The following is a 21,898-nucleotide window of genomic DNA, read 5'->3' on the forward strand; positions in this document are numbered from 1 at the left end:
CACCTCCGGGGGTCCGTGGGGACGGTTCCTGACGGGTTTTGCGGAAAGGTGGGGGGATGGCGCGCTCGATCCTGGCCGTGGCCATGCTGGTCGGTTTCTTCGTGCTCGTGCTCGGGTTGACGGTGGGGCTGGGCGCGGTCGCCGTGATCGCGATGACCACCGGGCACTTCGGCGTCGGCGCGATCAAGGTCGCCGTGATCGCGGGCGGCATCGCGCTCGCGGTCGCCGGCGCGGTCTACAAGGCGCTCAAGCAGCGCGCGGAGCCCGAGGGCGTGCCGCTGACCCGGGCCGAACAGCCCGAGCTGTGGCGGGTGGTGGACGAGCTGGCGGTGATCGCCGGCACCCGTGCGCCCGACGACATCCGGCTGGTGCCCGAGGTCAACGCGGCGGTGTGGGAGAAGGCGGGCCTGCTGGGGCTGCGGCCCGGTCCGCGGTACCTGATGATCGGCCTGCCGCTGCTGGCCGGGCTGACCGTCGGCGAGCTGCGGTCCGTGCTGGCGCACGAGCTGGGCCACTACGGCGGCGGGCACACCAAGCTGTCGGCGCTGACCTACCGCGCCAAGAACGCCCTGGCGCACACCGTGGACAACCTGGGCGACACGATGCTCCAGCGCCCGCTGGCCGCGTACGCCCGCCTCTACGCGCGGGTCGCGGCGTCGGTGAACCGGCGGCAGGAGCTGGACGCCGACGCCGCCTCGGTGGCCGCGGCGGGCCGGGCGACCGCCCAGTCCGCGCTGCGCAAGATCCTCTCGCTGGACGCGGCTTGGGACGCCTACCACGAGGACTACGTGTCGCTGGCGCCGGCGGCCGAGCGCACGCCGCAGGTGCTGGCCGGGTTCCGGTCCTTCCTGGGCGACCCGAGGCGGTCGGCCGAGCTGGTGCGGGTGGCGGACAAGCTGCTGGACGAGCAGCCGGCGTCGGTGTTCGACAGCCACCCGCCGATCCGGGAGCGGATCGCGGTGATGGAGGCGCTGCCGTCACCGGACGTCCCCACGGCCGAAGCGCCGGCGTGGTCGCTGGTCACGGGCTTGTCGGAGCTGGAGCGGGGCATGATCCGGGACGACCTGGGGCCGGTCGCGGACTGGCCGGAGATCGTGCAGCGCGCGGGCGCGGCGCACGTGGCGCACTTCGCCGGGCTTCTGGTCGAGGCGGGCAAGCAGAGCGGGTTCGCGCCCGCCGGGACGCTCGACGAGTTGCTGACCGGGTTGGAGCAGGGTCGGCTGGGTGTGCTCGCCCCGCACGTGCTCAGCGACTCGGTGCCACCGCAGGAGCGGGACCGCGCTCTGGTCGAGGTCGTGACCCAGTTGCTGGGCGCGGTGCTGCTGGACGAGCTGGTGCGGTCCGGGCGGGCGTCGTTCCGGCTCGACTGGGGCGGGCCGTGGCGGGTCGTGCTGGCGGACGGGACGACCGTGGACGCACCCGAAGTGGTCGCACCGGCCGTTCAAGATCCGACGAACGTGTCGCAGGTGCGCGAACGGGTGAGCGCGTTGTGTGACAGAGCGCTCACGCGCTGACGTTGAGTACGCCATGTGACCCGGATTACACTCGACGCATACTCGTCCGGTTGTGCGCGTGCGTTCGTCGGGGGACGCACGGGCACGCCGGACGGGGCCGGGTGCCGCCGGCGTAGCGTGTGGCCGGTCGAATGACACGTGCCCCGACCCGGAAGAGCCATGACCGTCGAACGCGACAACAACAGTGGTGCCGTTTCCCACTTCCTCGACCTCGCCAAGGGGATCGTCCCCCCGATGAACCCCGCGGGTCGCCCGTTCGTGCTGGGTGCGGCCGTCGCCACCCTCCTGCTGCGCCGCTTCTCCAAGCGCGCGGGTGTCGTCGGCGCCCTGCTGACCGCCTGGGTGGCGTGGTTCTTCCGCGAGCCCAAGCGCACCACGCCCACCCGCCCCGGCATCGCCGTGGCGCCCGCCGACGGGACGGTGTCGCACGTCGTCGAGGCCGTGCCGCCCGCCGAGCTCGGCCTGGGCGAGGTCCCGATGACGCGGATCAGCGTGTTCCTGTCGGTGTTCGACGTGCACGTCCAGCGCGTGCCCGTGTCCGGCACCATCAAGCAGGTGTCCTACCGGCCCGGCAAGTTCCTGTCCGCCGACCTGGACAAGGCCAGCGAGGACAACGAGCGCAACACCGTGTGGCTGCGGTCCTTCGACGGCCACGACGTCGTGGTCGTGCAGATCGCCGGCCTGGTGGCGCGGCGGATCGTGTGCCACGTCGGCGAAGGCGACAAGGTCGCGGTGGGCCAGACCTACGGCCTGATCCGGTTCGGTTCGCGCGTCGACCTCTACGTGCCGGCGGGCAGCCGGGTGCTGGTCGAGGCGGGCCAGAAGACCATCGGCGGCGAGACCGTGCTCGCCGAGCTCCCGGAGGGCTGAGCAGCATGGCTCCCAGCGGCCCCGGGGTCCGGCTGCTGCCCAACGCCATCACCGTGTTGGCGATGTGCGCGGGCCTGTCGGCGGTGTACTTCGCCATCAACGGGTTCTACGGCGCGGCCATCGCGTCCATCGCCATGGCGGCGGTGTTCGACGGGCTCGACGGCCGGATCGCCCGCCTGCTGGACGCCACCAGCAAGATGGGCGCCGAGCTGGACTCGCTGGCCGACGCCATCTCCTTCGGCGTCGCGCCCGCGCTGGTCGTCTTCGTGTGGCGGTTCGACACCAGCCGCGAGGGCTGGGTCGTGGCACTGATCTTCGCGGTGTGCATGGTGCTGCGCCTGGCGCGGTTCAACACCCTGCTGGAGGTCGAGCAGCCGCCGTTCGCGAAGGAGTTCTTCGTCGGCGTGCCCGCGCCCGCGGGCGGGTTGCTGCTGCTGCTGCCGCTGATCCTGGACGAGCAGTTCCGCCGGCCGGGGTGGTGGTCGGAGCCGTGGGTGGTCGGGCTGTGGACGGTCGCGGTGGCGTTGCTGCTGGTCAGCCGGATCCCGACGCTGTCGGTGAAGACGATCAAGGTCCCGCCGCGGGCCGTCGCGCCGCTGCTGGTGGGCGTGGCGTTGTTGGCGGCGGCGATCATCACGTTCCCGTTGGTGGCGTTGATCGCGGCTTCGCTGTTGTACCTGGCGCACCTGCCGTACTCGGTGCGGCGGTACCGGTGGTTGGCCAAGCACCCGGAGGCCTGGTCGGTGCCGGCGGCGGACCGGCGGGCGATCAAGCGGGCGCACGGGGTGGCGGCTCGGCGGTTGGGGTTGCGGCAGCCGTTGGGCGGGCGGGTCGCGGGCGCGGCCATGCGGGCTGTGCGGCGGCCTCGTCGGGGGGTTGACCCGGCTCGGGTGGCGGCTGAGGCGAACGGCGCGCCCGGCGTGCCCGGGGTGGCTGCCGGACCGGGCGGCTCGGGCGGCGGGAAGCGCCGGGGCTGGCGGCAGATCGGGCTTCGGCGGCACCACCGGTCCTGAGGCGGCGGTCCTGGGGCGGCGGTCGTGAGGCGGCGGTCGTGAGGCGGCGGTCGTGAGGCGGCGGTCCTGAGGCGGCGGTCGTCGCGCGGGGTACGGCTTAGGCTCTTGGCGTGATCACGTTGACGGCTCGCCTGTCCCCCTCGGCCCTCGACACCCGGCGTGGCGTGGTGCGGTTGCACCGTGAAGTGCTGGACGCCCTGGGGTTGCGGGCCTGGGACGCCGTCAAGCTGACCGGCGCCCGCGTGTCCGCCGCGTTGGCCGCCGCCGGCGACGGGCCGCCCGGGGTGGTGTTCGTGGACGACGTCACCTTGTCCAACCTCGGGGTCGTCGAAGGGGCCGAGGTCGTGGTGGCGCCGGTCGAGGTGGCCGGGGCTCGGGTGGTGACGGTGGCCGGGTCGCGGTTGGCCAGTACGTCGTTGACGCCCGAGACGTTGCGGATGGCGTTGACCGGCAAGGTGCTCACCGTGGGCGACGCCGTCTCGCTGCTGCCCCAAGACCTGGCTCCGCCGCCCGGTGTGGACGTGAGCGAGACGCGGCGGAAGTTGTCCCGCGCGATCGGCATGACGTGGACGAACGAGCTGCTGACCATCACGTCCGTCGAGCCCGCCGGAGTGGTGGCGGTGCAGCCGTCGACGGTCGTGGGATGGCGGGACGGGGCTCGGACGGGTGATCCCGCGCCACCGAAGAGTGTTCCGGCACCAGTGGTGGTGGACGCCGTGCCGGTGGCCGACCTGGTGGGGCAGCACGACGCCGCTCGGCGGCTCACCGAGTGGTTGGAGATCACCTTCCAGCACCCCGAGCTGCTGACGCGGCTGGGCGCGGCACCTCGGCTCGCGGCGCTGGTCAGCGGGCCGGAAGGGGTCGGCAAGGCGACGCTGGTGCGGGCGGTCGCGCAGGGGGTCGGGGCGGCCGTTGTGGAGGTCGCCGCGCCGAGCATCGCGGTGTTGGAGGCCAACGACACGGTGGCGCGGCTGAACCAGGCGTTGGCGTCGGCCGGGTCGCCCGTGGTGTTGCTGCTGACCGACGTCGAGGCGCTGTTGCCGGCCGCGGACCCGCCGCCGGTGGCGACGGTCGTGCTGGACGCGTTGCGGGAGGCGGTTCGGCGGCCGGGGTTCGCGCTGGTCGTGACCAGTGCGCATCCCGAGGCGGTGGACCCCCGGCTGCGGGTGCCCGAGTTGGTGGACCGGGAGTTGGTGCTGCCGCTGCCGGACGGTGTCGGGCGGACCGAGTTGCTGCGGGTGCTGCTGCGGGACGTGCCGCTGGACCCCGACGTGGACCTCGGGGTGGTCGCGGACCGGACGCCCGGGTTCGTCGCGGCGGACCTGGTGGCGTTGCGGCGGGAGGCCGCGGTGCGGTCGGCGTTGCGGCAGCGGGACGTCGCCGAGCCGCACGTGGCGCAGCAGGACCTGTTGGGCGCGTTGGAGACCGTGCGGCCGATCTCGATGTCCACTTCGGACACCCTGCGCACCGGCGGGCTGACGTTGGACGACGTCGGCGACATGACCGAGGTCAAGCAGGCGCTCACCGAGGCGGCGCTGTGGCCGTTGCAGTACCCGGACTCGTTCGCGCGCCTGGGTGTCGCGCCGCCGCGCGGGCTGCTGCTGTACGGGCCGCCGGGGTGCGGGAAGACGTTCCTGGTGCGGGCGCTGGCGGGCAGCGGGCGGTTGAACGTGCTGTCGGTCAAGGGCGCGGAGCTGATGGACAAGTTCGTCGGCGAGTCCGAGCGGGCGGTGCGGGAGCTGTTCCGGCGTGCCGCCGAGGCCGCGCCGGCGCTGGTGTTCCTGGACGAGGTGGACGCGCTGGCGCCGCGCCGGGGCCAGTCGTCGGACTCGGGCGTGGGCGACCGGGTGGTCGCGGCGCTGCTGACCGAACTGGACGGGGTCGAGCCGCTGCGGGACGTCGTGGTGCTGGGCGCGACGAACCGGCCGGAGCTGATCGACCCGGCACTGCTGCGGCCGGGCCGGTTGGAGCGCCTGGTGTACGTGCCACCGCCGGACGCCGCCGCGCGGGCCGAGATCCTGCGCGCGGCGTCGCGGAACACGCCGCTGGCGGCCGATGTCGACTTGTCGGCACTGGCGGAGGAGTTGGACGGGTACTCGGCGGCGGACTGCGCGGCGCTGGTGCGGGAGGCGGCGTTGACCGCGATGCGGGAGTCGCTGGCGGCGGCGGAGGTGACGTCGGACCACCTGGCCAAGGCGCGGACGGCGGTGCGGCCCTCGTTGGACCCGGTGCAGTTGGCGTCGCTGGAGGCTTACGCCGAGTCCCGGAAGGCGTGAACCGGGGCGTCCAGGACGGGTGTGAGCCCGGGGCGCCCGGCAAGGTGCGGACCGGGGTGGGCAAGCGTTTGCGGGCCGGCCTCGGGCCCCCGCTTCCATTGTCCCACGGGGGTACGACAGTTCCGGTGGTCCGCGCGGGGTGCGGCATTTCCGGCGGTCCGCGCGGGTACGGCACTTCCGGTGGTCCGCGCGGGTACGGCATTTCCGGCGGTCCCGCGCGGGGTGCGGCACTTCCGGGGCAGTTCCGGCCTTTTCTCCTTTCGGGCAACCTCGCCGCGCGCAGGGTGCGTTCCTGATCGTGTAGAGGCACCACGAAGGAGGTCACCCAGGTGAAACGGTCCGAGGAGAACGCGTACCGCGAGTACGTGACGGCTCGGATGGAGCACATGCGGCGCACCGCGTACCTCCTGTGCCGGGACTGGCACACGGCGGACGACCTCGTGTCGATCACCATCAGCAAGCTGTACCGGCACTGGCCGCGGGTCGGTCGGACGGCCGGCATCGACGCGTACGTCCGCAAGGCGCTGCTGCGCACGTGGTTGGACGAGAAGCGGAGGCCGTGGCGGCGCGAGCAGTCCGTGGAGGAGTTGCCGGAGCTGCCGACGGCGGCCGAGTTCGCCGTGGTCGACCGGGCCCAGCTGCTCGACCTGCTCGACGAGCTCCCGCCGCGGCGGCGGGCCGCCGTCGTGCTGCGCCTCTACCTCGACCTCTCGGTGGAGGAGACCGCCGAGATCCTCGGCTGCTCGGTGGGCACTGTGAAGAGCCAGACCGCACGGGGGCTCGGCACGTTGCGCACCAGCGCCGCTCAGGCGACCAGGGAGGGGTACTGATGGACAAGCAACTGTTCGACGACGCGATCGGCGAGGTGCCGCCGTCCACGGTCGACGTGGACACCGTCATCGTCCGCGGCCGGCGCGCGGTCCGGCTCCGCCGGGTGGCGAACCCGGCCGTCGCCGCCGGGGTCGCCGTCGTGGTGCTGACCGGCGCCGTCGCCCACACCCTCGCCGGTGACGACGGGGGCACGTCGATCGGCGGGCCACCGGGCACCACGTCCGCGGTCCCACCGTCCTCGGTGCCGCCGTCCTCGACCACGCAGCAACAGCCGTCCGGCTCGAAGGTGTCCACGCCGTCGGTCATCGAGCTGGACACGAAGGTGCCACCGCCCCAGTGCGGGGGCAGGCTGGAGTCCGCGGCCCAGGCCGCCGCCCGGCTGACCCTGGCCACGACGAACGCGGTCAAGGCCCAGCGGTCGGACTTGACGCTGTCGCAGAACCGCGTGGGCGTGCCGCGCGGGCCGCTGGAGTACCACCAGATCAACCCGTCCGACCCGGGTGTCGAGCTGTCCATCTGCGACACCAGCGCCAGCTTCGAGGCGCGGGCGACCACGACCACGGCGGAGGGGAGCGGGAACATCTTCGTCCTCGTGCACCCGACCTGGCGCAACAGCCTGGACCCCCTGTGCGACTACCCCGGTCTCGGGACCCGGAACTCCTGCGAGGTGGTGACCGGCCCGCGGGGTGAGCAGATCGTCAAGCAGACGGCGGACATGGGTGACGGCATCGCCATGAGCCAGGTGGTGGTCCACCGCAAGGACGGCACGCAGGTCCTCGTCCAGGCCGAGAGCATCGACACGTCGGGCAAGGTCGGCGGCGGGGCGACCGCGTCGGAGCCGCCGCTGACGCTCGACCAGCTGGTCGCGATCGGTGTCGACCCGGCACTGACGCTGTTCCCGCGCTAGGGCCCGCGGGGACCGTTCCGACGGGATCCGACCCGCTCACCCCGTGGTGGGCGGGTCAGATCTTGCCCGAAGGGCCCTGGTAGTCGTTGGTGACGATCACGATGATGCCGGGGTGGGCGCCTTCGATGCCGTCGAAGCGGGGCTTGACCTCGGCGCGCAGGGCCTGGGCCAGCTGCTGGGCCGAGGCTTCCTCGTCGGTGCCGGGGCGGAAGTAGACCGTGGTCGTCGGGATGACGCCCTGGGAGTAGTTGCCCGTCTCGACGACGTCCCAGCCGACCTTGCGGACGTCCTCCGACGCGCGGGCGGCGAGGTTGGCGATGGTGCCGTTGTTGTAGACGCGCACCGGGGGCTTGGTCGTCGGCGTGACCGGGGGCGGCGGAGTGGTCGTCGGGGCGCCGGCCGGGACACCGGTCGTGCTGGTGGGCGCGGGTGTCGTCGGGGCCGTTGTGGTGGGTTGCGGCCGGCTCGACGTGGAACTGGGCGACTCCGAGCCAGGCGAACCCGTGGTGGCGGTCTCGCTGGAGCTGCCGGGCGGCTGGGCGCCGGGCTGGTCGTCGTCGCCGCCGGTGAACAGGCTGGCCACGCCGATCACCAGGGCCAGGGCCGCCACGCCGATCAGCGCGAGGCCCGCGGCGCGGGCGGGGTGGGCGGAACGTGCGGGCTCCGGGCTGCTCATCGGCGCTCGACACCCGGGCGCTCGACACCGAACCGGCGGGCGGCACGGGCTCGTTGCCTGCCGGTCCGGGACCGGCGCAGCCGCTTCACCAGCATCGGGTCCGCCGCCAACGCCTCTTCCTTCTCCAGCAACGCGTTGAGCAACTGGTAGTACCTCGTGGGGGACAGGTCGAACAGCTCCTTGATGGCCTGCTCCTTGACACCCGCGTACTTCCACCACTGGCGTTCGAAGGCCAGGATCGCGCGCTCCCGGTCGTCCAAACCGTCGTCCGGCCCCTCCGCCGGCGCCAGTGCCTCTGCGGCGTCCATCTGGCTCCTCAGCCCTACCTGGTGCGTGGGTGCCATTCAACCACGCGATCTTGGTCGGGGCTGGTTCATCGCTCGGCGCGTCCTGTCCCGGATACGCTTGTCGCCATGGCAGTCCACCCCATCGTCATCGCCGGCGAGCCCGTGCTCCACCGCCCGACCAAGCCGGTCGAGGTCTTCGACGACCAGCTCCGCGCGCTGATCGAAGACATGTTCGAGACCATGGCGGCGGCGCACGGGGTGGGGCTCGCGGCCAACCAGATCGGGATCGACCAGCGGGTGTTCGTCTACGACTGCCCCGACGACGAGGGCGTGCGGCACCGGGGTGTCGTGGTGAACCCGGTGCTGGAGACCTCCGACGTGCCGCTGGGCATGCCCGACCCGGACGACGACTACGAGGGCTGCCTGTCGGCGCCGGGCGAGTCGTACCCGACGGGGCGGGCGTCGTGGGCGAAGGTGACCGGGTACGACGGGGACGGCAAGCCGGTCGAGGTCGAGGGCACCGGGTTCTTCGCGCGCTGCCTCCAGCACGAGACCGACCACCTCGACGGCTACCTGTACCTGGACCGGCTGGTGGGGCGGCACAAGCGGGCGGCGAAGAAGATGCTCAAGGCGAACGGGTGGGGCGTGCCGGGGCTGTCCTGGGACCCGGCGACCTCGGAGGACCCCTTCGCCGACGACGAGGACGACGACTGAGCCGAACCTCGCCGCGAGCACGATCAGGCGGGTACGGCCACGCGACCAGCGCGGCCACGCGAGCCAGGCAAGTCGGCGCGGCCAGGCGAACGCAACCACGCAAGCGCGACCACGCACACAGGGGCGACCAGGCAGGCGCGACCAGGCGAGTACGCGGCCGGGCGTTTCGGACGCGTTGAGCGGCTCGCCGCCCCTCGAACGCGCGCCCCGGCCGCCTGCGGCGGAGCCCGAGGCCGCCGGTTCTCGGCCGGCCGGTTTGAGGGAGGGCGTGGCCTCCGGCCCCCGTCTCCATGATCCCACGGGGTACCGACAATCCAGACGAGCCGCTCTCGCAAAGCACCGTGGGCGGCCGAGCGCGGACGGGCGCCGGCGGGCGAGCGCGGCCAGGCGAGCAGGCGCGGGCGCGGCGAGCGCGGCCAGGCGAGCGGGCGCGGCCAGGCATGCGCGGCGGGCGCGTGAGCGGGCGCGTGCAACCAGGCAGGCAGGCAGGCGCGGTCGAGCAGGCGGACAGGCGTGCGGGCGTGAGCAGGCGGGCGTGAGCGGGCGGGCGTGAGGGGTGTGAGCGGGCGGGATAAGGGGTGGACAGTGGGGTGACGATGGCGGTGTGTGGAGCAGCCTCGCCGCCTTCGTCGCGGCCTCCTTCCTGATCGCCCTGTCGCCCGGCCCCGGTACGGCGCTGGTCCTGCGACAGTCGGTGCGGGGGCGCGGAGGCGCGTTGGCCACGGTCGCAGGCATGGAGGTCGGGGTCGCGGTGTGGGCCGTGGCTGCCGCGTTCGGGTTGTCCGTGTTGCTCACGGCATCCGAGATCGCCTACCACGGGCTGCGCATCGCAGGTGCGGCCTACCTGGTCTACCTCGGCGTGTCCACGCTGCTCAAGGCCGGTGCGCCGCTACCGGAAGCGGAACCCGCCCGGCACGCGTTCCGGGCCGGGCTGGTGGTGAACCTGGCCAACCCGAAGTTGGGTGTGTTCGCGCTGTCGTTCCTGCCGCAGTTCCTGCCACCGGACGCCGGGAAGGGCGCGTTGCTGCTGTTCGCGCTGGTCTGGGTGGCCGTCGACACGCTCTGGTACCTGGTGGTCGTGGGTGTCCTAGACCGGGTCCGCGGCCTTCTGGTCCGGACGCGGGTCCGGCGGGTGGTCGAGCGGGTCTCCGGGGCGGTGCTGGTCGGGCTGGGGCTTCGGCTGGTGCTCGACCCGCGCTGACCGCCGCCACGGCAGTTCGGGGAACCCGGCCAGCTCCACGTGGGTCGTGCAACCGGCCAGTTCGGCGTACGCGCCCGCGAGGACGTGGGCCCGGATGCGCCGCACCTGGCCGGCCGTCGGCAGCTCGCCGACCAGCAGGAACGGCATCAGCAGCCGCCACGCGCCGACCACGGTCGGCCGTCGTCGGTGCGGTGCGCGCAACACCGCTCGCGCCACCCGCAACGCGTGCTCGCCGGCGGTCATGGCGTGCGGGTAGCCGGCGTGGTCCCACGCCCAGCGCACCTCGTCCGCCGTGGCACACCTGACGCAGTCCACGGGACCTGTGGCCGGTTCTTCGCCGCAGTGCGCGCAGGTCACCAAGGTCATCGCCCAGTCGGTGCACGTCCACGGGTGCCGGCCCACCTCGTCGGCCAGCACCAGCTCGGCCAGCTCCTTCTCCCCCGCCCCGCCCTCGGCGAGCTTCTCGGCGGCGAGCAGTTCCTGCCAGTCCAGCAGCCAGTACTGGTCGACCAGCTCGGCGCAGAACCGGCACGACGGGTAGCTCCGACCGGCCGGTTCGCCGCACGACGGGCACGGCGAAACCGCAGCGGGCCGCGCCACGCGCCGGCCCCCGGGCGGGAAGGGCTGGTGATCAGCCACGCGGAGAAAGGTACGCGCAAAGGGGGGTGGTTGGCATCCGCGTGCCGCTGTGGGCCGTCCGGACGGCCTTGGCATCCGACCGGGGTCGTGGCTATGGTCAGGCGGACAACTCAACACACGCGGGAGCTTGCGCCACAGCGGGCTGAGAGGGCGGCTGGAGACAGGACTCCGGTGCCGCCGACCGCCTGAACCTGACCGGGTAATGCCGGCGTAGGGAGGAATGTCGTGACGGCACTTGACGACCGTTCGGTGAAGCCGACTGTCACCACCGGCCCGATCTCGGGCTCGCGCAAGGTCTACCGCGAGGTGGCCGACGGGGTGAAGGTCCCGTTCCGCAGGGTGGAGCTCACCAACGGCGAGCACGTCGACCTCTACGACACTTCCGGTCCGTATACCGATTCCGACGCGACCATCGACGTCCACAGTGGACTTCCCAAGCTGCGCGCGGACTGGGTCGCCGCGCGCGAGCCGATCAACGGGGCCGTGACCCAGCTCGCGTACGCCAAGGCCGGGATCATCACCCCGGAGATGCGGTTCATCGCCGCGCGCGAGAACATGAGCCCCGAGTTCGTGCGGGACGAGGTGGCCATCGGCCGCGCCGTGATCCCGCTGAACCGCAACCACCCCGAGGCCGAGCCGATGATCATCGGCAAGAAGTTCCTCGTGAAGATCAACGCCAACATCGGCAACTCCGCCGTGACCTCCTCGATCGAGGAGGAGGTGGAGAAGATGGTGTGGGCGTCGCGGTGGGGCGCCGACACGATCATGGACCTGTCCACCGGCAAGCGCATCCACGAGACGCGCGAGTGGATCATGCGCAACTCGCCGGTGCCGATCGGCACCGTGCCGATCTACCAGGCGCTGGAGAAGGTCAACGGCGACCCGGCGAAGCTGTCCTGGGAGGTCTACCGGGACACCGTCATCGAGCAGGCCGAGCAGGGCGTGGACTACATGACCGTGCACGCCGGCGTGCTGCTGCGGTACGTGCCGCTGACCGCGCGCCGGGTCACCGGCATCGTCTCGCGCGGCGGGTCGATCATGGCCGCGTGGTGCCTGGCGCACCACAAGGAGAGCTTCCTCTACACGCACTTCGAGGAGCTGTGCGAGATCCTGCGCACCTACGACGTGACCTTCTCGCTGGGTGACGGCCTGCGGCCGGGCTCGATCGCGGACGCCAACGACGAGGCCCAGTTCGCCGAGCTGCGCACGCTGGGCGAGCTGACCCACATCGCGCGCTCGCACGACGTGCAGGTGATGATCGAGGGCCCCGGCCACGTGCCGATGCACAAGATCGCGGAGAACGTGCGGCTGGAGGAGGAGTGGTGCGGCGAGGCGCCGTTCTACACCCTCGGGCCGCTGGCCACCGACATCGCGCCCGCCTACGACCACATCACGTCGGCGATCGGCGCGGCCCAGATCGGCTGGCTGGGCACGGCGATGCTGTGCTACGTGACCCCGAAGGAACACCTGGGCCTGCCCAACCGGGACGACGTGAAGACCGGCGTGATCACCTACAAGATCGCGGCGCACTCGGCGGACCTGGCCAAGGGCCACCCGGGCGCGCAGGACTGGGACGACGCGCTGTCCAAGGCGCGCTTCGAGTTCCGGTGGGAGGACCAGTTCAACCTGTCGCTGGACCCCGACACCGCGCGCTCGTTCCACGACGAGACCCTGCCCGCCGAACCGGCCAAGACCGCGCACTTCTGCTCGATGTGCGGGCCGAAGTTCTGCTCCATGAAGATCACGCAGGACGTCCGGAAGTACGCCGAGGAGCGCGGGCTGTCCACCGTGGAGGCGATCGAGGCCGGCATGGAGGAGAAGTCGCACGAGTTCTCCGACCACGGCAACAAGGTCTACCTGCCGGTCGTGACGGACTGACATGTCCGTGACACCCCTCAAGACGGCCCCACCGAAGGCCCTCACCATCGCCGGGTCCGACTCCGGCGGTGGTGCGGGCCTCCAGGCCGACCTGCGGACGTTCTTCGCGTGCGGTGTGCACGGCATGACCGCCGTGACCGCCGTGACCGTGCAGAACTCCCTGGGCGTCACCGGGTACACCGAGATCCCGCCGGAGACCGTGGCCGCGCAGATCGAGGCGGTCGCGGGCGACATCGGCGTGGACGCCGCCAAGACCGGCATGCTGGCGTCGGCGGCGATCATCGAGGCCGTGGCCGACGCGTGCGACCGCGTCCACATCGGACGGACGATCCCGTTCGTGGTGGACCCGGTGGCGGCGTCCATGCACGGCCACCAACTCCTGCGCGACGACGCCCTGGACGCCCTGCGCGGCAAGCTGTTCCCGCGCGCGACCCTGATCACGCCCAACCTCGACGAGGTGCGGCTGCTGACCGGGATCGAGGTCCGGTCCCACGACGACCAGCGCAAGGCCGCCGAGGTGCTGCTGGAGTACGGGTCGAAGTGGGTGCTGGTCAAGGGCGGGCACCTCTGGGACGACCCGGGCTGCCTGGACGTGCTGTACGACGGGACGGAGTTCATCGAGTTCCCCGGGCCACGCTACGACGTGAAGCACACGCACGGCAGCGGCGACACCCTGGCGTCGTCCATCACGTCCCGGCTGGCGCGGGGCGAGGACGTGCCCACGGCGGTCGCGTTCGGCAAGGAGTTCATCGTGAAGTCGGTCGCGGCGGCCTACCCGCTGGGCGGCGGCGTCGGACCGGTGTCGCCACTGTGGCGACTGGAGGAGTAGAGGGCTAGCGTCGCGAGGCCGCGTCGGCTGTCGCGCCGGTTTCCCGACGATCAGCCCTTCCGATCGTCGGGAAACCGGCGCGATGAGCCGACTCCCGGCGGCTTCGCCGCGACGCCGAAGGCGGCGCAATGCAACACTGTTGAGGTGGACCGTGAACGGATCACGCTCACCGGCGCGCCCGAGACCATGCTCGCCACCCTGTACGCGCGTGCTCTGGACAGCCGTGCGCGCAAGCCGATCCTGAACGACACCGCGGCCTTCGACGCGGTTCAGCGCATCGACTACGACTTCCGGCGGACCGGGATCAACGCTTCCTCCGCGGCCGGCGTGGCGATGCGGGCCAAGAAGCTCGACGACTGGACCCGGGACTTCCTCCGCACCCACGAGCACGCGACCGTGCTGCACCTCGCCTGCGGCCTCGACACGCGCGTGTTCCGGCTCTCCCCCGGCCCGCACACCCGGTGGGTCGACGTCGACCTCCCGCAGGTCGTGACGCTGCGGGAACGCCTGCTGGCCATCCCGGACGGGGACTACCGGCTCATCGCGTCCTCGGTCACCGACGACGGCTGGCTGGACGAGGTGCCCGCCGACCGGCCCACCGCCGTCGTCGCCGAGGGCCTGACGATGTACCTGCACGAGCACGAAGTCCGCGCGTTGGTCGAGAAGGTCACCGCCAGGTTCCCCGGCGGCGAGCTGCTGTTCGACGTGTACGGGACGTTCGGGATCAAGCTGCAGAAGCTGGTGCCCGCCGTGCGCCGGTCGGGGGCGACCCTGCACTGGGGGCTGGACGACCCGCGGGCGATCGAGGCGTGGGGCCTGTCGCTGGTGGAGGACGTGCGCAGCCTGGAGTTGCCGGAGATCGCGGACATGCCCGCGTCGGGCCGGATCCCGTTGCGGGTCATGGCCAAGTTGCCGGGGTTCAAGGACGTCGGTCGCGTCCTCCGGTACCGCTTCTAGGCCAACCGGAGCAGGACTCGCGCGTCTCATATGGCATGAGCGCACGACAGGACGCCTACATTGCGGAGCTGGTGCTGAGCCGACCCGAAGTGGTCGCTGGGTTGTTCCTCGGGTGCCTGGGGTTCGGCACGGTGGCGGTCTTCCTCGCCCGGTGGCGGGGGTGGCGGCCGGTGCCGGCGGCGCTGGCCGGGTGCGGGCTGGCGCTGGCGCTGGCGGTCACGCTGGGCAGACCGGGCGTGCTGGACGCCGGCGTGCTGCGGACCGACCCCATCGGGTGGTGCGTGGCCAACGAGTTCTCGCTGACCGGGTCGTTGCAGCGGCTCAACCTGCTGATGCTGGTGCCGTTCGCGTTCTTCGCGGTCCTCGCCACCCGGCGTCCGCTGGTGGTGCTCGGCCTGTCGGCGGGCCTGAGCGGCGCGGTCGAGCTGGTGCAGGCCACGACGGGTCTGGGCGTGTGCGAGGCGCAGGACTTCGCCAACAACACCGTGGGCGCCACTGGCGCGGTGCTGGTGGGTTGGCTGATCACAGCCGCGACAGATAGCGCTCGTAGAGGGCGCGAAGATCGACCCGCTCGGGATCCAGCAGCCACAAGGTGACCGCACCTTCGAGGAACGCCGCCAGTTCGGTCGCGGCCTCCTCCCCCAGGACCCGCGCGCACGCGGTCCGCAACGCCCGACTGCGGGCCAGGAACCGCTCGCGCACCTCCGACTCCGCCGCCGCCAGGTGCTCGGCCTGCAACACGATGTGCAACGTGGCCAGCCCGGCGTGCGCCGCCGTGTACTCGGCGTCCGCCAACAGCGCCGCGATCAGCCCGTCCCGCCCGCCGTCGAGGTGCCCGGAGACGCGCGCCGCGGCACGGGCGTCGAACTCGTCGAGCACGGCCCGCAGCAGGTTCTCCTTGGACCCGAAGTGGTGGATGACCGCCGAGGGCGTCACCCCGGCCCGCGCGGCGATCGCGGCCACACCGGTACCCGCGTAACCCTGCTGCCCGAACAGCTCGATGGCGGCGTCGACCATCGCACGCCGCCGCTCGACGCCGCGCTTCTGCACCTGCCCCTTGACCCCTGCGATGGCCGGGAGTTTATCCGGGTGCGCCGACACCCCCGCGACCATTAACCTGCACGACCATGCAGGAAAATGAGCTGAGGACCGAGATCCTCATCGACGCACCGCCGAGCGCGGTGTGGGCGGTGCTGACCGACTTCGGCCGGTACCGCGAGTGGAACGACCTGGTCGAGTACGTCTCCGGGGTCGCGGAAGAGGGCGCGGAGGTGCGCACGCGGGCAGCGTGGGGCTCGCCGGCGGAACGCGAGTTCGAGGGCCGGATCACCGCCGTGGAGCCGCCGTCGCTGCTGGCGTCGGAAGGCGGCGACCCGGAGCTGTTCTTCGGCCGGCACCGCTGGGAGCTGAGCCCGGAGGGCACCGGGACCCGCCTGGTCAACCGCGAGGCGTGGACGGGTCCGCTGGCCGACTCCGTGTACGCGCAGAGCAAGGACCTGCTCACCGCCGAGTTCGACGCGTTCAACAAGGCCCTGAAAACCGAGGTGGAACGGGGTTAGCCGGCCTCGCCCACCAGTTCCTCCAGCGCGGGCAGGGCGTTCAGCAGAGCCGTCTGGTGGTCCGGGGACAGCTCTTCGATCCGCCGCTGCAACTCCTGCACGCGCGCCGACCGCACGCCGGAGACCATGGTCACGCCCTCCGGGGTCGGGGTCGCCAGCCAGGCGCGGCCGTCCTGGGGGTCCGGGTCGCGTTTGACGTAACCGGCCTCCACCAGGGCCGCGACGATGCGGGACAGGGTGGGCGGCGCCACGCCCTCCTTGGCGGCCAGGTCGCCCAGGCGCATGGGGCCGCAGCGCGCGAGCGTGGCGAGCGCGGACACCGCGCCGGGGCCGAGTCCCGGGGACCCGGTGCGGCGCAGCAGCCGCGACAGCCTGCCGATCGCGAGGTACAGCCGGGCGGTGGCGTCCTCGACCTGCTCGGCGGCCATCGCACCTCCTACGGACACGTGGATGAAATGAAGCATCCATCATGCCGGGTGCCGAGGCGACCGCCACCGCCCGTCGGGTGATCAGCGGGTCAGACGTCCGGCGCAGGACTGGAGGCGTGGGCCCAGAACCGCTGCGGGATGCGCCCGGCCAGCCGCGCCAACCTGCCCCCTTCCACCGCGGCGCGCATGGCCGCCGCCATCCGGGCCGGGTCCTGCGCCCGGGTCACCGCGGTGGCCAAGAGCACAGCCGAGCAACCCAGTTCCATCGCCAGCGCCGCGTCGGACGCCGTGCCGATGCCCGCGTCCAGGATCACCGGCACGCCCGCGCGGGCCACGATCAGCTCGATGTTGTGCGGGTTGCGGATGCCCAGGCCGGTGCCGATCGGAGACCCCAGCGGCATGACGGCCGCGCAGCCGACGTCCTCCAGGCGGCGGGCCAGCACCGGGTCGTCGTTGGTGTAGGGCAGGACCACGAAACCGTCGTCCACCAGCTGCTCGGCGGCGTCGACGAGCTCGATCGGGTCGGGCAGGAGGGTCTGCTCGTCGGCGACGACCTCCAGCTTGACCCAGTTGGTCTCCAGCGCCTCCCGGGCCAGCCGCGCGGTCAGCACGGCCTCGGCCGCGCCCCGGCAGCCGGCGGTGTTGGGCAGCACGTCGATCCCCAGGCGGCGCAGCAGGTCCAGCACCCCGCCGCCGGCGGAGTCCAGGCGGCGCATGGCGACCGTCGTCAGCTCGGTGCCCGACGCCACCAGCGCCTTCTCCAGCACGGCCAGGTTCGCCGCGCCGCCGGTGCCCATGACCAGCCTGGACCCGAACTCGCGCCCGGCGATGACCAGCGGATCGTCCACGTTCAGCCTCCCTGCACAGCGGTGAGCACTTCGACGGCGGCGCCCTCGGGCACCGGGGTGGACGCCCAGGCGGCGCGCGGCACGACCTCGCCGTCCAGCGCGACCGCGACCCCGGTGGCCGGCGCACCCAGCAGGTCGAGGACGGCCGCGACGGTCGCGCCCTCGGCCAGTTCCCGTTCCTGACCATTCACCCGAGCCTTCACCCGTGTCCTCCTTCGCGAGCTTCCCGGAGCAGGTCGAGCACCCGCCGCGCGGTCACGGGGGCGAGCAGCAGGCCGTTGCGGTGGTGCCCGGTGGCGGCCAGCACGCCGGGTTCGAGCCACCGGATGACCGGCGCGTTGTCCGGGCTGCCCGCGCGGAACCCGGCGGCGCACTCGGCCAGCGCGTACTCGGCGACCGCCGGCCACACCACCTCGGCGTCGCGCACCAGGTCCCGGACGCCGCCGACGGTGACGTCCGCGTCGAACCCGGCCTCGTACTGGGTCGCCCCGAGCACCAGGCCGTCCTCGCGCGGCACCAGGTAGACCGGGCGGCCGGAGACGTGGGCGCGGATGGTGTGCTTCGGCGGCGGCAGCGCGCCCGGTCTCGCTCTGAGCCGGAGGATCTCGCCCTTCACCGGCCGGATCACGTCCTTCAGCGCGGGATGCAGGTCGCGGCTCCACGCGCCGGCCGCGATGACGGTCACCCACGAGTCCACTGTGGACTGTTCGGCGAACCGGACGCCGTTCTCGGCGCAGGCGCGGCGCAGGGCGTCCAGCAGGGCCCGGTTGTCGACCGAGAGGTCGCCGGGGACGGACAGTCCACTTCGGACGGACGGACCCAGGCCCGGTTCGAGCTCCCGGAGTTCACGCCTGGTCACGCGGTCGGCCTTGCGGCCCATCTTCGCCAGGTAGGCGCAGAGCTGGTCCAGGACCCCGGCGTCGGCGGTGTCGACGGCCACGGCGAGCGTGCCCACCGGGCTCAGCGGGACGCCCAGGGACGCCGCGAACCCCGGCCACAGCTCCAACGACTCGACACCCAGCGCCAGCACGTCCTCGTCACCGGGCCACGCCTCGGTGATCGGCGCGAGCATCCCGCCCGCGACCCACGACCCGCCGTGCGGCGACGCGCGGTCGACCACGGTCACGTCGAACCCGTCCCGCGCCGCGAACCACGCGGCGGACAGCCCGATGACACCGCCGCCCACGACGGTGACCCCGCTCGCACTTGCCAAGGCACTCACGCTCCCTGCGCCGGCATGACCCGGATCAGGTTCGACGGTCGGAGCGAACCACGCTCCCTCTCAGCCCGGTGATCTCCAGGCTCCCGTGCGGACCACGTCCACCGTAGCGCACGATTCCGCCCGGCGGTTACCGTCCCGGGCGTGCCAGGACTCGACGGAACGCAAATCAGGCGGCGGCTGACCGACTCGCTGCTGTATCTCTGCACGCCGGCGCGGCCGGACCTCGCGGACTTCGCGGACGCGGTGCTCGCGGGTGGCGTGGACATCGTGCAGTTGCGGGACAAGGGGCTCGAAGCCCGCCAGGAGATCGCCGCGCTGGAGGTGCTGGCCGAGGCGTGCGCCCGGCACGGCGCGCTGCTCGCGGTCAACGACCGGGCCGACATCGCGCACGCCGTGGAGGCGGACGTGCTGCACCTGGGCCAGGACGACCTGCCCGTGCCGATGGCCCGCCGCATCCTCGGCGACGACGTGGTGATCGGCCGGTCCACGCACGACGTCGAGCAGGCGAAGGCGGCGGCGGTCGAGCCGGGCGTGGACTACTTCTGCACCGGCCCGTGCTGGCCGACGCCGACCAAGCCGGGCCGACCCGCGCCGGGCCTGGACCTGGTGCGGGCGACCGCGTCGGAGCGGCCGTGGTTCGCGATCGGCGGGATCGACCGGGAGCGGCTGCCGGAGGTGCTGGACGCCGGGGCGTCGCGGGTGGTCGTGGTGCGCGCCATCACGGAGGCGGAAGACCCGAAGGCCGCCGCCGCATGGTTGAAACTTCAACTAAAGGGCGTACAGTCGTAGGCGTGATGCCTGTGCTGTACCTGGGCCACGGGGCACCCCCGCTGGCCGACGACGAACGGTGGACCGGCGAGCTGAGGTCGTGGTCCGCGACGCTCCCGCGCCCGGAGTCGATCCTCGTGGTCTCCGCGCACTGGGAGGCGAACCCGCTGACCATCGGCGCGACCACGACCGTGCCGCTGACCTACGACTTCTGGGGCTTCCCCCAGCGGTACTACGAGGTCACCTACGAGGCCCCGGGCGCTCCGGAGCTGGCCGAGTCGGTGGCGAAGCTGGTGGACGAGCCCGTGTACCAGGACGCCGGGCGCGGGCTCGACCACGGCGCGTACGTGCCGCTGAAGGAGATGTTCCCGGCGGCGGACGTCCCGGTGCTCCAGATGTCCATGCCGACCCTGGACCCGCGCCGGCTGTTCGAGGTCGGCCGGCGGCTCGCGCCGCTGCGCGACCAGGGCGTGCTCATCGTGGGCAGCGGGTTCATGACCCACAACCTGAGCTGCGTGGACATGCGCCAGGGCCCGGACTACCAGCCGCCTTCCTGGTCGTCCGAGTTCGATGACTGGGCGGGGCGGGCGCTTCTGGACGGTGATGTGGACGCGTTGCTGGACTTCCAGCACAAGGCCCCGGCCGCCGGGATCGCGCACCCGCGGACCGAGCACTTCGCGCCGCTGTTCGTGTCACTGGGCGCGAGCGCGGACCAGGAGGCCCAGACGACCGTCGAGGGCTTCTGGTACGGGCTGTCGAAGCGGTCGGTGCAGTTCAGCTAGGACACGCGACACCCCCGGGGCCTGAGGGGGAGGACAGACCCCGGGGGTGCTTTCACGCGGTGCGCGGTCCGCAGGGGGGAGGTTGACCGCGCGCCTCAGGTCGGTCAGCCCACGGTGAGCCGCAGGCCGTAGACGCTCAGGATCTCGTTGACCGGCTGGAAGTAGGTCGTGCCGCCGGAGGAGCAGTTGCCCGACCCGCCGGAGGTCACGCCCTGGGCCTGGCCGAAGCTCGTGCCCGCGACCCACGAACCGCCCGAGTCACCCGGCTCCGCGCACACGTTGGTGCGGGTCAGGCCGTACACCGTGCCCTGCGGGTAGTTCACCGTCGAGTTCTTGGCCTGGACGGTGCCGCAGTGCCAGCCCGTGGTGGAGCCGGAGCGGCAGATGGTCGCGCCGACCGCCGCCTCCGACGAGCCGCGGACGATGACGTTCGTGCCGTTGTAGCGGTTGACCCACGGGCGCGGGGTCCAGCTCGAGTTCGTGGCGACCCAGGCGTAGTCGTTGCCGGGGAACGACGAGCCGCGGAACGTGCCCTGGGACACGCGGTTGTAGCCCGTGGTGGTCGCGCCGACGCGACCGCAGTGGCCGGCCGTCACGAACCCGCCGCTCACCGCGAAGCCGATCGAGCAGCGGCTGGTGCCGTTGATGTAGTACGCGTCGCCGCCGCGGATGTCGTACAGGGTGGTCGGCGAGCTCTCGACCTCCACCACCCGCACCGACGGGCTGACGGCCTTGGCGGTCGCCAGGAACGCGTCGGCCGCGGCGTCGCGGACGTGCCGGTTCACCTCGACGACGACGGAGTTGCTCGTGTCGTCCACGCGCCAGCCGGTGATGGCCTGGGGCGCGGTGAGGGTGTCGAGGGTGGCCTTGGTCCCGATCAGCGCGCGCTGCGAGAACGGGACGACCTTGGGCTCGGCGCCGTGCGCGCGGACGGTGTCGCTCTGCGCGGCGTCGGTGACACCCACGGTGAGCTTGCCGGTGGCGGAGTCGATCCAGGCGCCGGCGAACGCGTCGCCGAGCACACCGCGCACCTTCGCCTCGGTCTCACCCGACCTGGTGTCACTCGCCAGACGGACGCGGGCCTGTTCCGCGTTCAGGCCGAGGTCGCGTTGCACCGCTTGGAGCAACTCGGCCGGGTAGCTCTCCGTGTCGGACGCGGTTGTGCCATAGGGGGCGGCAGGGTCCGCAATCGCCGGTACGCTGAGAGCTGTAGCCGCGCCGGTGGCGAGCAAGGCAGCCGCGGCGAGGCGGGCCGCACTCGTGCGGTTCATTTAGGCGTCTCCCTCATCTTCGGGTGCAGGGGACCCGAGAGCCTGGTTGCAGGGACCGCTCTCGGGGGCTCTAGGGGGACGGGTGGTGGGGCGGCGGCAGGGGTCGCCCCACCCCTTTTCTTTCTCCGGCCGTGCGCTCGCCGGCCGCCGTCACGCCGTTCCTTCCTCCGGCCGCGCGTCGCACGGCCGTCGTCACGCCGCTGGAGTTCCGGGCGCGGGGCGCTCGCAGCTCCCGCATGGCGCCTCCTCCCCGGTCGCTACCGACCAGTACTCGCCCGTTCGAGCGACGTTACCAGGCTGTTACCTATGACGGCACAGTCCATCTGAGCGCGAAGTGTGTCACAGCTCACGACCATTTGACTGCGCTGTGTAGCGTTTGACAGTTAACTCTCACTCAAGGTAATGAGACGATCACCGATTTGGGGTGA

24 protein-coding genes and 2 riboswitches are annotated in these 21,898 nt (G+C 72.4%); of the genes, 15 read left to right on the forward strand and 9 right to left on the reverse strand.

The genetic code is table 11. The annotated features are described in order from the left end of the window. The first annotated feature begins 56 nt into the window (after positions 1–56). The 6 genes from DFJ66_RS21465 (at position 57) to DFJ66_RS21490 (ending at position 7,411) form a co-directional block, all read left to right on the forward strand. A complete protein-coding gene (locus DFJ66_RS21465; protein ID WP_121223454.1) occupies positions 57–1,514 on the forward strand; it encodes a M48 family metalloprotease in 1,458 nt (485 codons plus the stop codon). A 159-nt stretch (positions 1,515–1,673) separates the two neighbouring features. Then, on the forward strand, positions 1,674–2,384 hold the full coding sequence (locus tag DFJ66_RS21470; RefSeq protein WP_121223455.1) for a phosphatidylserine decarboxylase: 711 nt from the start codon (positions 1,674–1,676) through the stop codon (positions 2,382–2,384). 5 nt (positions 2,385–2,389) lie between these two features. Further along, positions 2,390–3,397, forward strand: coding sequence for a CDP-diacylglycerol--serine O-phosphatidyltransferase (gene pssA, locus DFJ66_RS21475; protein WP_121223456.1), 1,008 nt, complete (start codon positions 2,390–2,392; stop codon positions 3,395–3,397). A gap of 110 nt (positions 3,398–3,507) precedes the next feature. Beyond that, positions 3,508–5,673: an AAA family ATPase gene (locus tag DFJ66_RS21480; RefSeq protein WP_121223457.1), complete on the forward strand. Its 2,166-nt coding sequence runs from the start codon at positions 3,508–3,510 to the stop codon at positions 5,671–5,673. Positions 5,674–6,002: 329 nt separating this feature from the next. Further along, a complete protein-coding gene (locus DFJ66_RS21485) occupies positions 6,003–6,503 on the forward strand; it encodes a SigE family RNA polymerase sigma factor (protein ID WP_121223458.1) in 501 nt (166 codons plus the stop codon). After that, positions 6,503–7,411: a hypothetical protein gene (locus DFJ66_RS21490; RefSeq protein WP_170199573.1), complete on the forward strand. Its 909-nt coding sequence runs from the start codon at positions 6,503–6,505 to the stop codon at positions 7,409–7,411. Before DFJ66_RS21485 ends, DFJ66_RS21490 begins: the two co-directional genes overlap by 1 nt. A gap of 55 nt (positions 7,412–7,466) precedes the next feature. Here the strand turns inward: DFJ66_RS21490 and DFJ66_RS21495 are convergent, their stop codons facing one another. Together DFJ66_RS21495 and DFJ66_RS21500 are read right to left on the reverse strand one after the other, a co-directional pair. Beyond that, positions 7,467–8,087: a LytR C-terminal domain-containing protein gene (locus DFJ66_RS21495; protein WP_121223460.1), complete on the reverse strand. Its 621-nt coding sequence runs from the start codon at positions 8,085–8,087 to the stop codon at positions 7,467–7,469. Beyond that, positions 8,084–8,395 (reverse strand): DUF3263 domain-containing protein, encoded by a 312-nt coding sequence (locus DFJ66_RS21500; RefSeq protein WP_121223461.1) that lies wholly within the window; start codon positions 8,393–8,395, stop codon positions 8,084–8,086. Before DFJ66_RS21500 ends, DFJ66_RS21495 begins: the two co-directional genes overlap by 4 nt. A gap of 105 nt (positions 8,396–8,500) precedes the next feature. Between DFJ66_RS21500 and DFJ66_RS21505 the strand changes: the two genes are divergently transcribed. Then, positions 8,501–9,088 (forward strand): peptide deformylase, encoded by a 588-nt coding sequence (locus DFJ66_RS21505; RefSeq protein ID WP_121223462.1) that lies wholly within the window; start codon positions 8,501–8,503, stop codon positions 9,086–9,088. Positions 9,089–9,692: 604 nt separating this feature from the next. Beyond that, on the forward strand, positions 9,693–10,289 hold the full coding sequence (locus DFJ66_RS21510) for a LysE family translocator (protein WP_121223463.1): 597 nt from the start codon (positions 9,693–9,695) through the stop codon (positions 10,287–10,289). Here DFJ66_RS21510 and DFJ66_RS21515 read toward each other — a convergent pair. Then, positions 10,176–10,928 (reverse strand): hypothetical protein, encoded by a 753-nt coding sequence (locus DFJ66_RS21515; protein ID WP_211351262.1) that lies wholly within the window; start codon positions 10,926–10,928, stop codon positions 10,176–10,178. The genes DFJ66_RS21510 and DFJ66_RS21515 overlap by 114 nt on opposite strands. A gap of 109 nt (positions 10,929–11,037) precedes the next feature. Further along, positions 11,038–11,163: riboswitch (TPP riboswitch) on the forward strand. Between DFJ66_RS21515 and thiC the strand changes: the two genes are divergently transcribed. From thiC to DFJ66_RS21535, 4 genes are all read left to right on the forward strand, one after another. Beyond that, on the forward strand, positions 11,154–12,806 hold the full coding sequence (thiC, locus tag DFJ66_RS21520; protein WP_121223464.1) for a phosphomethylpyrimidine synthase ThiC: 1,653 nt from the start codon (positions 11,154–11,156) through the stop codon (positions 12,804–12,806). Its footprint overlaps the riboswitch before it by 10 nt. Before the next feature lies 1 nt (position 12,807). After that, the gene (gene thiD / locus DFJ66_RS21525) at positions 12,808–13,635 is read left to right on the forward strand and encodes a bifunctional hydroxymethylpyrimidine kinase/phosphomethylpyrimidine kinase (RefSeq protein WP_121223465.1); all 828 of its coding nucleotides are present in this window, start codon (positions 12,808–12,810) and stop codon (positions 13,633–13,635) included. 144 nt (positions 13,636–13,779) lie between these two features. After that, entirely contained in the window at positions 13,780–14,592 is an 813-nt protein-coding gene (locus DFJ66_RS21530) for a class I SAM-dependent methyltransferase (RefSeq protein ID WP_121223466.1), read from the forward strand. Positions 14,593–14,627: 35 nt separating this feature from the next. Continuing rightward, the gene (locus tag DFJ66_RS21535; RefSeq protein WP_121223467.1) at positions 14,628–15,188 is read left to right on the forward strand and encodes a VanZ family protein; all 561 of its coding nucleotides are present in this window, start codon (positions 14,628–14,630) and stop codon (positions 15,186–15,188) included. Here DFJ66_RS21535 and DFJ66_RS21540 read toward each other — a convergent pair. Further along, the gene (locus DFJ66_RS21540) at positions 15,115–15,693 is read right to left on the reverse strand and encodes a TetR/AcrR family transcriptional regulator (protein WP_246029848.1); all 579 of its coding nucleotides are present in this window, start codon (positions 15,691–15,693) and stop codon (positions 15,115–15,117) included. The genes DFJ66_RS21535 and DFJ66_RS21540 overlap by 74 nt on opposite strands. Before the next feature lie 26 nt (positions 15,694–15,719). Between DFJ66_RS21540 and DFJ66_RS21545 the strand changes: the two genes are divergently transcribed. Beyond that, positions 15,720–16,151 (forward strand): SRPBCC domain-containing protein, encoded by a 432-nt coding sequence (locus tag DFJ66_RS21545; protein ID WP_121223468.1) that lies wholly within the window; start codon positions 15,720–15,722, stop codon positions 16,149–16,151. Here the strand turns inward: DFJ66_RS21545 and DFJ66_RS21550 are convergent. The 4 genes from DFJ66_RS21550 to thiO all read right to left on the reverse strand — a co-directional run bounded on the left by DFJ66_RS21550 (position 16,148) and on the right by thiO (position 18,640). Next, entirely contained in the window at positions 16,148–16,579 is a 432-nt protein-coding gene (locus DFJ66_RS21550) for a MarR family winged helix-turn-helix transcriptional regulator (protein ID WP_121223469.1), read from the reverse strand. The two genes, DFJ66_RS21545 and DFJ66_RS21550, sit on opposite strands and share 4 nt — an antisense overlap. Before the next feature lie 89 nt (positions 16,580–16,668). Beyond that, a complete protein-coding gene (thiG, locus tag DFJ66_RS21555; RefSeq protein WP_121223470.1) occupies positions 16,669–17,427 on the reverse strand; it encodes a thiazole synthase in 759 nt (252 codons plus the stop codon). Between the two features lie 2 nt (positions 17,428–17,429). Further along, positions 17,430–17,630 carry a sulfur carrier protein ThiS gene (gene thiS, locus DFJ66_RS21560; protein WP_121223471.1) on the reverse strand — a complete coding sequence of 67 codons (201 nt, stop codon included), beginning with the start codon at positions 17,628–17,630 and terminating at the stop codon, positions 17,430–17,432. Beyond that, positions 17,627–18,640: a glycine oxidase ThiO gene (thiO, locus tag DFJ66_RS21565; RefSeq protein WP_121231535.1), complete on the reverse strand. Its 1,014-nt coding sequence runs from the start codon at positions 18,638–18,640 to the stop codon at positions 17,627–17,629. Before thiO ends, thiS begins: the two co-directional genes overlap by 4 nt. Next, positions 18,635–18,746, reverse strand: a riboswitch (TPP riboswitch). (Overlaps the previous gene by 6 nt.) A gap of 44 nt (positions 18,747–18,790) precedes the next feature. On the opposite strand from thiO, the gene thiE reads away from it, so the two are divergent. Beyond that, entirely contained in the window at positions 18,791–19,438 is a 648-nt protein-coding gene (thiE, locus tag DFJ66_RS21570) for a thiamine phosphate synthase (RefSeq protein ID WP_121223472.1), read from the forward strand. A gap of 5 nt (positions 19,439–19,443) precedes the next feature. Further along, complete coding sequence (locus DFJ66_RS21575; RefSeq protein WP_121231538.1) at positions 19,444–20,199, forward strand: dioxygenase family protein; 756 nt, start codon at positions 19,444–19,446, stop codon at positions 20,197–20,199. 104 nt (positions 20,200–20,303) lie between these two features. On the opposite strand, the gene DFJ66_RS21580 is transcribed toward DFJ66_RS21575, so the two are convergent. Continuing rightward, the gene (locus DFJ66_RS21580; protein WP_121223473.1) at positions 20,304–21,470 is read right to left on the reverse strand and encodes a S1 family peptidase; all 1,167 of its coding nucleotides are present in this window, start codon (positions 21,468–21,470) and stop codon (positions 20,304–20,306) included. Positions 21,471–21,898 lie beyond the last annotated feature (428 nt).

It is taken from the genome of Saccharothrix variisporea (assembly GCF_003634995.1).
Taxonomy (GTDB): Bacteria; Actinomycetota; Actinomycetes; order Mycobacteriales; family Pseudonocardiaceae; genus Actinosynnema; species Actinosynnema variisporeum.

What these genes read in the sequence shown, in the direction of transcription:
- DFJ66_RS21465 (WP_121223454.1), top strand. Translation starts at nt 57, where the DNA reads ATGGCGCGCTCGATCCTGGCCGTGGCCATGCTGGTCGGTTTCTTCGTG.
- DFJ66_RS21470 (WP_121223455.1), top strand. Translation starts at nt 1,674, where the DNA reads ATGACCGTCGAACGCGACAACAACAGTGGTGCCGTTTCCCACTTCCTC.
- pssA (WP_121223456.1), top strand. Translation starts at nt 2,390, where the DNA reads ATGGCTCCCAGCGGCCCCGGGGTCCGGCTGCTGCCCAACGCCATCACC.
- DFJ66_RS21490 (WP_170199573.1), top strand. Translation starts at nt 6,503, where the DNA reads ATGGACAAGCAACTGTTCGACGACGCGATCGGCGAGGTGCCGCCGTCC.
- DFJ66_RS21495 (WP_121223460.1), bottom strand. Translation starts at nt 8,087, where the DNA reads ATGAGCAGCCCGGAGCCCGCACGTTCCGCCCACCCCGCCCGCGCCGCG.
- DFJ66_RS21500 (WP_121223461.1), bottom strand. Translation starts at nt 8,395, where the DNA reads ATGGACGCCGCAGAGGCACTGGCGCCGGCGGAGGGGCCGGACGACGGT.
- DFJ66_RS21505 (WP_121223462.1), top strand. Translation starts at nt 8,501, where the DNA reads ATGGCAGTCCACCCCATCGTCATCGCCGGCGAGCCCGTGCTCCACCGC.
- thiD (WP_121223465.1), top strand. Translation starts at nt 12,808, where the DNA reads ATGTCCGTGACACCCCTCAAGACGGCCCCACCGAAGGCCCTCACCATC.
- DFJ66_RS21535 (WP_121223467.1), top strand. Translation starts at nt 14,628, where the DNA reads ATGAGCGCACGACAGGACGCCTACATTGCGGAGCTGGTGCTGAGCCGA.
- DFJ66_RS21545 (WP_121223468.1), top strand. Translation starts at nt 15,720, where the DNA reads ATGCAGGAAAATGAGCTGAGGACCGAGATCCTCATCGACGCACCGCCG.
- DFJ66_RS21550 (WP_121223469.1), bottom strand. Translation starts at nt 16,579, where the DNA reads ATGGCCGCCGAGCAGGTCGAGGACGCCACCGCCCGGCTGTACCTCGCG.
- DFJ66_RS21575 (WP_121231538.1), top strand. Translation starts at nt 19,444, where the DNA reads ATGCCTGTGCTGTACCTGGGCCACGGGGCACCCCCGCTGGCCGACGAC.
- DFJ66_RS21580 (WP_121223473.1), bottom strand. Translation starts at nt 21,470, where the DNA reads ATGAACCGCACGAGTGCGGCCCGCCTCGCCGCGGCTGCCTTGCTCGCC.